Source organism: Amycolatopsis sp. PS_44_ISF1 (assembly GCF_032335455.1).
In the GTDB taxonomy this organism is placed as follows: Bacteria; Actinomycetota; Actinomycetes; order Mycobacteriales; family Pseudonocardiaceae; genus Amycolatopsis.
This window is the reverse complement of the sequence record NZ_JANUXO010000002.1, coordinates 1,728,079-1,740,711: the sequence shown is the minus strand read 5'-3', so window position 1 is coordinate 1,740,711 and position 12,633 is coordinate 1,728,079. Positions and strand designations below refer to the sequence as shown.

The window sequence follows — 12,633 nt, the reverse complement described above, 5'->3', positions numbered from 1 at the left end:
AATGAGACTAGAAGATAGGGTGTGGTTCATGCGGATCCCGAAGCTGCCCCCGTGCGCGGTCGCGGTCGACCTGGCGATTCTCACCGTCCGCGAGCAGGCGCTGCAGGCTCTGGTCATCGAGCGCGCCACCCCGCCTTACCAGGGCGTGTCCGCCTTGCCGGGTGGTTTCCTGCTGGCCGGGGAGACGCTGGAAGACGCCGCGCACCGCAAGCTGACCCAGGAGACCGGCCTGGATGTCACGCGCCTGCACGTCCGCCAGCTGCACGCCTACAGCGCCCCCGGCCGTGATCCTCGCGGCCGGATCGTGTCCGTCCTCTACGTCGCGCTGCTGCCCGACCTGCCGTTGCCCGCCGCCGGCGGCGGAGCCGCGGCCGCGACCTGGCGGCCCGCCGGGGAACTGCTGGCCCAGCCGCAGGAACTGGCGTTCGATCACCACCAGATGCTCACCGACGCCCTCGAGCATGCCCGCGACACCCTGTCCGACACGACCGCGGCCACCACGTTCTGCCCGCCGGAGTTCACCATCGCCGAGCTCCGCTCGGTCTACGAGGTCATCTGGGGCACCAGGCTGGATCCCTCGAACTTCCACCGCAAGGTCACCCGCGCCGAGGACTTCCTCGACCCGACCGGGAGCAAGGCCGCCACCGACGGCGGCCGCCCGGCCGCGCTGTTCCGCGCCGGACCGGCCACCCGGCTGCACCCCGCCCTGCTCCGCGAACGCCACCCGAGGACCCCGTAACCCGACACCAGCACTGCGCACTCGCTCACCCCATCGGCACGAGCCCGCGGAGGATGCCATGACCCCAAGCAACGACACCGTGCTGGGTATCGCGGTGATCTGCACCGCCCTGGACGTCGAGTACCGCGCGGTCCGCGCGCACCTGGACGGCCCCTTCGACGAGCGCGAGAAGAACGGCACCCTCTACCAGGTCGGCACCTTCGCAACCGGTCACGGACGCTGGGTGGTCGCGCTCGCGCAGACCGGTGCCGGAAACACCCAGGCCGGGATCGAACTCGAGCGCGCGATCTCGGTGTTCCACCCGCAGATCGTGCTGATCGTCGGCGTCGCCGGCGGCCGCAACGACGTCGAACCGGGCGACGTCGTGGTCGCCGACGAGATCTACGACTACGAGTCCGGAAAGGACACCGCCAGCGAGTTCCTGCCCCGCATCAAAACCACAGCACCGGCCCACCGGCTGCTCGCCCGTGCAAAAGCCCTGGCCCGCGACGACGCCTGGCAGCACCGCATCCTGCCCGCCGCCCCGCACCCGTCGCCGAAGGCGGTGATCAAGCCGATCGCCGCGGGCAGCAAAGTCATCGCCGACCGGAACTCGGCCACCGCCCGGTACCTGGCCGACCACTGCGGGGACGCCGCCGCGGTGGAGATGGAGGGCTACGGGTTCCTGCACGGCGCCTACGTCAACGACACCGTCCACGCCCTGGTCGTGCGCGGCATCTCCGACCTGCTCTCGGGCAAAACCGCGACCGCCGACGCACACTGGCAGCCCGCCGCATCCCGCCACGCCGCCGCGTTCGCCTTCGAACTCCTCGCCCGCCACACCCCACCAGCGGGCCCCGCGAACCGCGAGGTCCCGCACCAGCTGCTCGCGGCGCCGGCGAAGTTCGTCGGCCGCGCCGACCAGCTGGCCGAGCTCGACCGCGCCCTCACCGCGGCTGAAGGCTCCCCGCCCGGAGCCGGTCCGGGTGGCGGCGCGACGGCGGTGATCTCCGCGATCGGCGGCATTGGCGGCATTGGCAAAACCTGGCTCGCCCTGACCTGGGCACACCGGCACCTGGACTGGTTTCCCGACGGGCAGCTGTTCGTCGACCTGCACGGCTTCAGCCCCACCGGCGACCTGATGGACCCGGCGGTGGCGGTGCGCGGATTCCTTGACGCCCTGGGCGTCGAGGCGAACCGTATCCCCATCGACCTCGACGCTCAGGCCGCGCTCTACCGCCACCTGGTGGCCGGGCGGCGGATGCTCATCGTGCTGGACAACGCCGCCACCAGCGACCAGGTCGCCCCCCTGCTGCCCGGCTCGCCGTCCTGCACCGTGCTGATCACCAGCCGGCACCGGCTGGCCTCGCTGATCGACCGGCACGGCGCCCGCCACCTGCCCCTGGACGTCCTGTCCCCCGAGGAGGCGCGCGGCCTGCTGGCCGCCCGCCTGGGCGCCGCCCGCGTCGCGGCCGAACCCGCGGCGGTGGACGAGCTGATCCGGCTGTGCGGGGGCCACCCGCTGGCGTTGTCGATCACCGCCCGTACCGCCGGGCTCCGCCCCGGTGTTCCGCTGGCGGAGGCCGCCGCCGAGCTGCGCGAGCTCGGCTTGGAGGCGCTCGACCACGACACCGACCCGCCCGCCAGCCTGCCCGCCGTGCTGTCCTGGTCTCTGCGTTACCTCACCTGCACCCAGCGCACCGTGTTCGCGCTGCTGGGCATCGCCCCCGGTCCCGACACCACCCCGCCCGCCACCGCCGCCCTCGCCGGCCTGCCCGACCGCTCCGCCCGCCAGGCACTGAACGGACTGGAGAACGCGTCCCTGCTGGAACGACGGCCGGGCTGCCGCTACGCGATGCACGACGTGGTCCGCGCCTATGCCGCGGACACCGCTCACACCACACTGCCCGAGCAGGTGCGGGACGCAGCCCTGACCCGGGTAAGCGACTTCCACCTGCACACCACCCACGCCGCCGACCGCCTCCTGTACCCCCACCGCCCGCTCCTGTCGCCCGGGCCACCCGCGCCCGGCGTGCACCCGCACCCGCTGCCCGACACCGCCGCGGCACTGGCCTGGATGGACGCCGAGCACGCCACCCTGCTGGCCACCCAGCGCACCGCCGCCACCCTCGGCCACCACCACACCATCTGGCACCTGGCCTGGAACCTGGCCACCTTCCACCAGCGGCGGGGACACCGGCACGACGCGGTCACCACGTGGCAGGCCGCACTGCACGCTGCCGATCACCTGCCCGACCCCGCTATCCGCGGCCGCACCCACCGGTTCCTCGGCCTTGCCTGTTCCCAGTTGGGCCTGCACGACCAAGCCACCACCCACCTGAAGCAGGCCCTGGACCTGGCCCTGCGCCACCACGACCCCATCGAACAGGCCCACACCCACCGGATACTCGGGATCGCCTGGGAACAGCGAGGGGACGACCGGCAGGCCCTGGAGCACGCCCACCACGCCCTCGACCTTTACCGCGGCCTCGACCTGCCAGTGTGGGAAGCTGGCGCGCTCAACGCGGTCGGCTGGTTCGCCGCGCGCCTAGGCCGGTTCGACACCGCCCGCGAGCACTGCCAGGCCGCCCTCACCCTGAACCGCCACCACCACGATCCCGACGGAGAGGCGGCCACCCTGGACAGCCTGGGCTACATCGCCCACCACACCGGCGACCACCACCAGGCCCTCGACCACTACCACCACGCCCTCACCCTGCGCCGCTGCCTCGACGCCGCCTACGAGGTCGCTGGCACCCTCGACAGCATGGGCCATCCCCACGCCGCCCTCGGCCAGCATGAGCAGGCCCGCACGGTGTGGCGGGAGGCGCTGGAGCTGTACCGGGACCAAGGCCGCGACGCCGACGCCGAACGCGTCCACCGGCAACTTATCGAACTCGACGACCCCGGCAACCACATCGCTCCGGACAGGCCCTGAGCATGTCGGAGACTCAACGAGGCACCGTCGACCATCGAGCGCAGCATCGGCGCCGCGCGGAGGATTGTGCCCCAGGGGGCCTGCCGAGCTACGCCCGGAGCCCGCCTAATGCCTGGTCAGCGGTGTAGTGCCCGGGGAGTTGGGTGTGGAGGGCGGTGAGGTCTTCGGCGGTGGTGTCCATGACCCCCGCGCTCGTTGAAGTCGAGCAGTTCGCCGGTTCGCTTTCAGGTCCGGGCCTGCGAAGAACATCGGAACTGTGACTAGCTAGGTAGAAATCAGAAGTCTAGTTAGGTAGGGTTGGGGCTATGGCTGGACCCCGGATGACACCGCAGACGATCGCGGTGCTGCGCACGCTTCTGCAGGCCCCCACTGAGCCCCGCTACGGACTGGACATCGCCCGCCAGGTCGGGCTGAAGACCGGGACGCTGCATCCGATCCTGGCCCGATTGCAGCGGGCCGGGCTGTTGGAGAGTTTCTGGGAGGACGCCGCCGATCACGAGGACGCCGGGCGTCCGCGGCGGCGGTATTACCGTTTCGCCGGTCATGGAGCCATCGCCATCGCCCGTCAGGCCGTCGACCGCGCTGGCCCGGCCCCCGCCCCCGCCCCCGCCGGCAGGCGTCGCGGACTGCGTCCCCAGCGCGAGCACTGAGGGGGCGCCGCCATGGATGACCCCCGCGACACAGACAGCAGCCACGAGACCGCCACCGCTCAGCTCATCGCCGGAACCATCGCCATTGTCGTTGTTGTTTTATTCGCCATCGGTGCTGTATTCGTCGTCGGCTTTGTCGTCTGCATCTTTATTATGAGTGTTTTCCGCATCAGTGGCACTGTCAGCCTCGGCACCTTCTTCTTCAGCGTCGTCGGTGCCGGCACCGCCGTCGTCGGCGGTATCCCACTCATTTTCTTCCTCCGCACACGCGTCAGTACGGGGAAGACTTCCCGCCGGGGAGTGGCGGCTCCCTGTTTGGTGACCGGTGCCGGGCAGCTGCTGCCCGCCGAGGTTCGGGAGCAGTACTGCGAGGAGTGGGCCGGGTGGCTGGCGGACCTGCGCGAAGGCGGGGTGTCCCGGGCCCGCTGGTGGGTGGAGGTACTGAGCATCGTGCTGGGCGCCGCGCCCCGGCTCGCGGTCACGTTGCGGTGGACCGCGCGGCGGGAGGCGGACCGATGAGTCGGCTGGGTACCGCCGCCGGTACCGCGAGCGCGACCGGCGGTGTCGGAGCGATCGCGGCCGGGCTCCTCACCGCAGGAGGGTGGGCCGGGGCAGTGCTGCTGGGAGTGCTCGTCCTGGTGCCGGTGGTGGCGTTGTGCTGGGTGCTGGCCGACCCCGATCGCCCTGCACGTCTCGCGCTGCTGCTGTCCACCTGGCGACGGCCGGACGCCCCCGCATCCGCCCCGGCACCCATACCGCCGGTACCCCGCCCACCCGCCGACTGACGCAGGAACACCGTCGCTCGCACACGGTTGCCGCGGCTGCACGGGACAAAGCGATTGTCAACAGGAAGCGAGCCGGAAAGAGGCGGGAAGTGGACAAGGAACAGCACTTCGAGATGCTTCAGGAGAGCGCGGCCACGGTCAGCAGCTCTCCGGCCAGCCGCAAGGCATCCGTCATCAAGAAGCGAGGCCGCAGGCCCAGCGAGTCACGACACTCGACGAGCTCAAGAAGGCCCGCGACATGCGGTTCGAGCGCATCACCGCCGCCATCAAGGACCGAGTCCCGAAGGCTCAGGTCGCGCGTGAATTAGGGTTGGACCGAACCAACTCGTATAAGCTCCTCGACGGCAAGGACGACGGCGTCGGGACGTGAAGCATCGGTGAGACCGCCGGACCGTAGTACCGGGAAACGAATGCGGGGTGGCAGTTCGTGCAACTATACGAACGAGTCGATTACTGGTGACGTATCGGTATTCCAACCGCGCTGTATTCGGGTCGTCTTACGGAGAGAGCTTGGGCGTTGGACGGCGCTCATCGACGCGACTCGTGGGTGTGGTAGTCCTCCTAGCAGTCTGGTTTCCACGCGGGTGTATGATTCACGGCCAGCGCACGACTGATCTTGAGTGGTCTGGGGATATGACACACGGAGACGATCACTGGAAGCGCCAGGCGCAGATCGTGCGTTACTGGCGGGCAGTCGAGTACTTCAGCCCACCGAAGGTCGACTCGGTGGATCCCGACAAGAACGTCCGAGCTGTGAGGAAAGGACGCGGACTGCCTTGGGAGTCCGGGGTGCTGAAGCCGGCCAAGACCGATTACGTGTGGCGACATACCGTGTATGCCGGGATATTCGACGTCAGCAAGGTACGCGAACTGCTCTTGAACGTCCTGCGGGCGCCCGATGGCGAGCGGGACTTCGATGGCCGGGTCGGGGGCCAGACCGCGCTGCTGAGTTTCGCCGTTGACAGCACGGGTCACCTGCTCAAGGACAGCATCACCCTATCGTCCTGTGCCTGGGCAGTGAGCAGGACCGTGCTACCCGGTCCGGGAAGTCCTGAGTGGCTCACCGGATTCGAAGCGGATGAGTCGCGCTTGATGGACTATCTCTTCGAGATTGGCGATGGGAAGATCGCGGTCGAGCCGAGCGGCGGCAAACCGACCGGACTCATCGCCGGCACCGCAGCGCGAGTCGCCTTGGACATCGTAACCGGCGGAATCTCAGCACTGCCTGCAGTGATCGGCATGGTCGCCGCACCGGCGGTGGGCTCCATCGCAGCGAAGGTCATCGAGAAGGTGGGTGACGCGTTCGCCAAGGACTCCAATGATTCGATCGGCGCGGTGGTCAAGGAGAAGAAGGAAAAGCGCGAGCAGGAGAGGAAGAGTGAGATCGATGGGCAGGACGCGCCTGTCGCGTTGGGTGGCAAGGTCCTGACGGTCGATGATCTGGCCGCCATCACCCGGTGGGTCGCGGAGACCCTGGGCATCGCCGAGGTACTGCGGCCGGACTCGATCAGGGTCAAGAGCACGCAGATCCCGGCGAGATCCGCCAATGAGGTCGCAAGTGACGATTTCCTCAATAGCTTTTATGCCGACGATCTGGAACGGGTGGCCAAGGCTGTAGAGGATAAGGATATCGGCCCGGCGCTGGCCGGGTATTTGCGGTCCGACGAATCCATTGACGTCCAGCGGCGCGTGGATCTGCGCAGTCGGCCGCAGGCCGTGCTGTCGTTGTTGCGGCCACAGTCGATGCCGCTGGGGCGCTGGCCTGCGGAGCCGGATCGTCCGTTGACCTTGAGTCAGCAGTTCGCCATCAATCAGATCGTCGAGAGCACGCAGGATCCGGCGTCTACTGGCGTGTACGCGGTCAACGGTCCGCCGGGCACAGGCAAGACGACCATGCTACGGGACATGATCGCGGCGCTGGTGGTGGACCGGGCCATGCGATTATCCAAGCTGAAGAACGCACGTGAGGCATTCGCGAAGAAACCCGTCCGCTGGACAGTCGATGAGGGCGGCAAGCCCCGCACGAAGTCAATTCATCCACTGCGATCAGACCTGACTGGCTTCGAAATCGTCATCGCGTCGTCCAACAACGGCGCGGTGGAGAACATCACCCTCGAAGTGCCTGCCGCGAAGACCATTGATCGGGAGACGTTCCCCGAGGCCGACTATCTCGCCGAACCCGCTACCCTGCTGACCGGCACGCCATGTTGGGGTGCGGTCGCTGCTCGGATGGGGCGGCGTGGCAACCGGCTGGATTTCGTCGATCAGTTCTGGCGGGGTATCCCTGACCGGCGCAAGAAGGCAAGCCGCGAGGCGCAGAAACTGCGTGGACTGAACAAAATTCTCTTCGAGTTGGGCAACAGCTTGGAGAACGATCTGCCGTCCTGGCCCGAGGCGGTCGCGCGATTCAACGCCGCCGTCGATGAAGTACGCAGACTGGTGGCCGAGCGAGAGGTGATCGCCGACCTGCTTGTCCGGCGGAATGAACCAGATGCGACATTGCGGTCCTTGCGGGGCAAGGCCGAGAGTGCGCGTGGCGAGGTCGGCCGCCTTCAAGCGCACGAACGCGATCTGCGCCTGCTCGTTGAGTCCGCGAGCAACGAACTCGTTGGGGTCGAAAACGCTGTTCGGAATGCCCAGCATGCGCTGGTGAGTGCGCAGGACAGGATCAACCGGGCGTCACTGCGCCTTCAGGCGGCGGATACCCGCCTGCGCAATCATGCCGAGAGCAAACCCGGATTCTGGCGTAAAATGTTGTCCAGGCAGGCCCTGAGTGATTGGACAAATGAGGGCAGGCCGCTTACGGAGGGACTCGCGCACGCCGACCAACTGGCGGATGAAGCCGAACGGCAGTACAGCAATTGCGTGGCAGTGCTCACGGCCCGGCAACGTGACCTGAACATAGCCTCTGAGAAGGTCGGCGAGTGGAGGGCCCGACTCATCCGCTGCACACAAGCGGTCGCCCAGGCGCACAGCCAGGCCAACGCCAGCGTCGGCGCTATCGCGGCCAGGGAAGCCGCACTTGAGCATGAAGCCGAGCAGCTCGCTGACGCCTACCGTCGTTGGCCCAAGACGGTTCCCGGGGATGAATGGCGGGTTGCGCCGGACGATCGCGCGGCGATGGAACAGCGGGAGACATCCGCACCGTGGATGGATGAAGAGCTTGCCGCGGCAAGGTCTCGAGTCTTCCTCGCTGCGCTGGATCTGCATCGGGCCGTGCTGACGACGGAGCCGGAATTCTGCAGGAAGAATCTGCTGCCGGTGATGGACGTGGTCGGTGGAAGCGCGCCAGCCGATCTTCCGGAGAGCACCGTTCTGGCTGCCTGGCAGTTGCTGTTCTTAGTCGTCCCGGTCGTATCGACGACGTTTGCCTCGATGCCACGAATGTTTGCCGCACTGGGCCGTGAGGCGCTGGGTTGGTTGTTCGTCGATGAAGCCGGGCAGGCGGTGCCACAAGCAGCCGTCGGTGCTCTCTGGAGAACACAACGCGCGGTGATAGTGGGTGACCCGCTACAACTGGAACCAGTTGTCACCCTGCCGTGGTCCGGGCAAACACGTCTGTGTCATCAGTTCGGAGTCGACCGGCAATGGGCACCACAGAACGGGTCCGTTCAGTCGATCGCCGATCGACTGAACATCTTCGGGACCTGGTTGCCTGGTTCCGAAGGATCCGGATACGCCTGGGTCGGGTCGCCACTGCGCGTGCATCGCCGGTGTGACCGGCTGATGTTCGAGGTATCCAACAACATTGCGTATGACGGGATGATGGTCTACGGCGTCCCCACAAGGCCGCATTTTGACCTCGCACTCCAGGACACCTGGCTCGATGTCGGCGCCCAGCCCAAGAGCTCGTCTAAATGGAATCCCCTCGACGGGCGTTGTGTAAACGACTCGCTGGAACTCATCCGGAAACGCATCGGAGAGCAGATGGACGCCGAGCTCGAAGCCTCCGGCAACGAACCGCCCGAGTGGGCCTCGGCCGGTGAGGGGCGCAACGCAGAGCTCCTCCGCCGCCTCACCGCTGCGGTGTTCGTCGTCAGCCCGTTCCGCGAAGTCGTCCAGGAGCTCCGTAACCGGAAGGAACTGGAGCCGCTGACGAAGGCGGCCCGGGTGGGCACCGTTCATACGACTCAGGGCAAGGAGGCGGACATCGTCATCCTCGTCCTTGGCACGGCGACCGATCAGGAAGGTGCGCGAGACTGGGCCTCGCGAACGCCCAACCTGCTGAACGTGGCCGTTACCCGAGCTCGACGGCGACTGATTGTCATCGGCGACTACCAGAACTGGTCGAAGCACCCCAACTTTAGTGTGCTCGCGGGATACGGCATGCAGAATTCGAGTGGCTTGCTCAAGGTTGTCAAATACGGTGGCAAGTGAGCGAGAGCGTCGGGTGAGTGATCATTCTTGTTCTTTAGCGGAGCGATCACCTGAGCTCGGCTGGCTTCGGAGAAGTTGTCGAACCAGGACCAGAAACCCTTGAGCATGTCGTCGATCTGATCGCGGGCCCGAGCTCGAAACGCCGGCACGATCAGCAGCCTGGGGAGGTCATTCAACGTCGGCGTGCCGGGCATCGCGGTCAGGGTCAGCAGGCCGGCACGCAGGCTGCCGTCGGTGTGCGGGCCCCAGGAAAGAGTTGAGCACGGGCGGGCGGGCCCGGGAGTCAGGTGCTTCACTCATGATCACCTGGGGTCTCCGCCGACAACTCAGACGTTAAAACTCAAGCTAGCGGCTCCGATTGCTCAATCGTGCCCGCGATCTGCCCATTCACCCGATTCAGCTGATCCATCGCCACATCGACCACCACGGTGTGGGGTAACCACAACACCCTCCCACGGCCGTCTGAGTTTTACTCGTTCGGTTCCTCCGGCTCCTGCTTTGGAGCGCTTACGTGTGGAAAGCCCGGTTTGGATGGTTGTCGCGACCCGGGCGTCGGCGCCGGAGGTAATTCCGCTCGGGGCCGGCTCTGGGGTGAACGCGGTGCAGGGGGTATACGAGACTCGGCTCGTGGCAGGCCGAAAGGGCGTTTGTTCACCAGTCCGTCGGGTCGTGACGCTGCGGACCGCTCGGTCGCGTCCGGCACCGTACGCGGGGCCGGCCGGCGGGTGGGTACCGCCGGACTAGGATTGCCTGATGCTGCGGACCCGCCGGCTCGGCTTGAGTCCAGCACTGCGGATCCGCTGGCGTCGACGATGAAGCGCGCGCCCCGGTCGGAGTCCGATGCGGCGGACGCCGAGGATTCCACTGCGTTGGACCGCGGGCCTGCGCCTAGCTGCGGGAAGCTGGGCCGGCTGTCGATCCGGCCGCCGGCGGCGCCTCCGGTCTTGGTCACTGACCCCGAGCCGTACCCGAGGCGCGTGAGGCCGCCCCGGTCGTGCAAGGTCTGCGCTGTGTTCTTGTCCGAACGTGCGCTGCCTGCTGTGCCGCTTGTGAGCTGTGAAGGGCTACCTCCGTAACGGCTACCTCCGGGTAACGCCTTCGGCTCGCCTGCGCCGCCGAGCGTGCCACCACCAGGTCCGCCGTCGTACGGTCGCGGACCCTGCGGTCTGCCTTCCCCAGGATGACCACCGACGTCACGGACGAGTGCTCCCGCGCGCGCCGTCAAGGCCTTCGGATCGCCATTGGTGCCCCCGGCGTTCGTGGGCGCGGCCGAGCTGCCGGGCATGTCCGTACCGGCCTGTGCGGTCTCACCGCCCACTTTGCTGCCGAGCCCGGTGGCGAGCTTGTGCCCCAGGGCCATGCCCGCACCCGCACCCGCACCTGAGGCGAGGGCCGGCAGGAGCCCGCTACGGCCAGGCCGCGGCGCGGTGTTCGTGTCGAGGAACCTGTCGACGAGCTTGGTGAACACCTCGTCCATCGCCTGCAGCGCAACCTTGCGTACACGCAGAAGTGCCAAGGTGACGCCGATGATCAGAAGCGAGGAGACCAGGGTCAGGACCACGACGACGATTCCGCCGAGTACGGTGCTGCCGAAGAGCCCCCCTGAAGACATCAAGTTCGAAATCGGCCCGGCGATGATGTCCGGGATCGCGGTCAGGAATTCCGAGACGAACTGGTAGATGAACAACGTGACCAGCACCTCGAAGATCAGCGCAAGCGCGTGGACGATCACCTTGCTGATCGCCGCGAGCGCGCCCAGCGCGGCGAACGGAACCGCCGCCACCAGGCTGAATGTGCGCTTGACTGCACCCGCCAGCATGCCGATCGCGTACCAGAATCCGAGCAACGCGATCGAGCCGAGGACGATGGCCGCGTTGAACCAGTACATGAACTTCGCCGGACCCGTGCCGATCTGGGACACGGCCATGTGGTTCTCGCGAGTGAATCCGCTGGTGGCGTTGTTCGAGGAATACATGGTCAATGAACTGGGGCCGAAGCCGGTGTTGAGATAGTTGTACATCGACAGTCCCGACAGGTTGCACGCCGCCGGCGCGTTGTTCGCCCAGACCGTGAAGCCGCAGCCACTCTTCACACCCGGAGTCGTGTACGTGGTCGCGTCCCCGCCCGGGTTGCTCGACGTCAGCCCCTTGTCGCCGACCGACAGCACCGGATGCTCGGTCGGGGTGGTCTTGGCGTCCTCGCCGAACTCATCGACATCGCCGTATCCGCCGTCGTCACCGATGAACCACCCTTTCTTGTCGTCGGTGTCCACGCGGAGCTTGGTGATCGAGCTTTTCACGCCCGACTCGAAGTCGCTGGCTGCGACCTCGTTGCTGGCGATGTAGTCGCCGATGATGCCGAATGTCGTGAACACCGCACCGGCATCGTCGATCGCCGTGCGGTCGAGGCCCGTTGTACCCTCGCGCCATGCAGTCTGCGCGTCCGTGACTCTTTTTGCGTCAGTGATACCGGCGTAGGTGGTCCCGTGTGTCTGCTTGTTGATGGCGAGAGCGCTGCCGCGTACCGACATCATCGCGTCCGCACTGGCCTGCCCGTTGTCCCAGGCGATGTTCGCTGCCTCGGGGATCCCCAGCCGGTCGTTCATCGCCCATGACTGGAAGTCGACATACGTGCTCAGCACTACGCGCGTCGGACCGGATTGCTGGGCCAGTAACGAGTCGTCGAACTTGTCGAGCACGCCGGTGTACAGCGATCCTATGAGCGGCAGACCCACTCCGATGTAGACGATGCGCACGATGAGCTTCTTGATCACCGAGCCCCTGTCGACTTTCGTGAAGAGGATCAACGCGACCACGGTGAAGGCGATGAACAGCGGGACCAGCGCCTGCCAGGCCATGCCGTTGATCACGTCGTACCAGCTGTTGATGAAGCTTGTCAGGCCTTTCAACGGAGCGGGTGCGTTGCCGCCTCGCGTCATTCCCTCACCGAAGGTCGTGTTGATAGCAGAAACGGCCTGTCCGAACCACAGGAACGGGTTGATGATCTTGAGTAGCTGGATGATCAGGGTGAACAGTGTGCTCGTCGCAAGCGCCATCGCGTACAGCATCCAGTCAGGCGGGCTTGGTCCTGATCCTGACCATAGCGAACATGTATAACGCCCTATACCGTCGTTGTTGACCGAAGCTGAGGTAGGCGCCTCGTGAA

Annotated in this window: 8 protein-coding genes; 7 read left to right on the top strand and 1 reads right to left on the bottom strand. The window is 66.8% G+C overall.

Going from position 1 to position 12,633, the window contains the following annotated elements:
• Positions 1 to 28 precede the first annotated feature (28 nt).
• From NYF13_RS22125 to NYF13_RS22095, 7 genes are all read left to right on the top strand, one after another.
• Positions 29 to 739: an NUDIX domain-containing protein gene (locus NYF13_RS22125; RefSeq protein ID WP_315659304.1), complete on the top strand. Its 711-nt coding sequence runs from the start codon at positions 29 to 31 to the stop codon at positions 737 to 739.
• 58 nt (positions 740 to 797) lie between these two features.
• Complete coding sequence (locus NYF13_RS22120) at positions 798 to 3,656, top strand: tetratricopeptide repeat protein (protein WP_315659302.1); 2,859 nt, start codon at positions 798 to 800, stop codon at positions 3,654 to 3,656.
• 305 nt (positions 3,657 to 3,961) lie between these two features.
• Complete coding sequence (locus tag NYF13_RS22115) at positions 3,962 to 4,306, top strand: helix-turn-helix transcriptional regulator (RefSeq protein WP_315659300.1); 345 nt, start codon at positions 3,962 to 3,964, stop codon at positions 4,304 to 4,306.
• Positions 4,307 to 4,318: 12 nt separating this feature from the next.
• Entirely contained in the window at positions 4,319 to 4,825 is a 507-nt protein-coding gene (locus NYF13_RS22110) for a hypothetical protein (RefSeq protein ID WP_315659299.1), read from the top strand.
• Complete coding sequence (locus NYF13_RS22105) at positions 4,822 to 5,091, top strand: hypothetical protein (protein ID WP_315659298.1); 270 nt, start codon at positions 4,822 to 4,824, stop codon at positions 5,089 to 5,091. Before NYF13_RS22110 ends, NYF13_RS22105 begins: the two co-directional genes overlap by 4 nt.
• Before the next feature lie 238 nt (positions 5,092 to 5,329).
• Entirely contained in the window at positions 5,330 to 5,461 is a 132-nt protein-coding gene (locus NYF13_RS22100) for a hypothetical protein (protein ID WP_315659297.1), read from the top strand.
• 263 nt (positions 5,462 to 5,724) lie between these two features.
• Complete coding sequence (locus NYF13_RS22095) at positions 5,725 to 9,468, top strand: AAA domain-containing protein (RefSeq protein ID WP_315659296.1); 3,744 nt, start codon at positions 5,725 to 5,727, stop codon at positions 9,466 to 9,468.
• Positions 9,469 to 9,937: 469 nt separating this feature from the next.
• On the opposite strand, the gene NYF13_RS22090 is transcribed toward NYF13_RS22095, so the two are convergent.
• Positions 9,938 to 12,535, bottom strand: coding sequence for a hypothetical protein (locus tag NYF13_RS22090; RefSeq protein WP_315659295.1), 2,598 nt, complete (start codon positions 12,533 to 12,535; stop codon positions 9,938 to 9,940).
• Between the last annotated feature and the right edge of the window lie 98 nt (positions 12,536 to 12,633).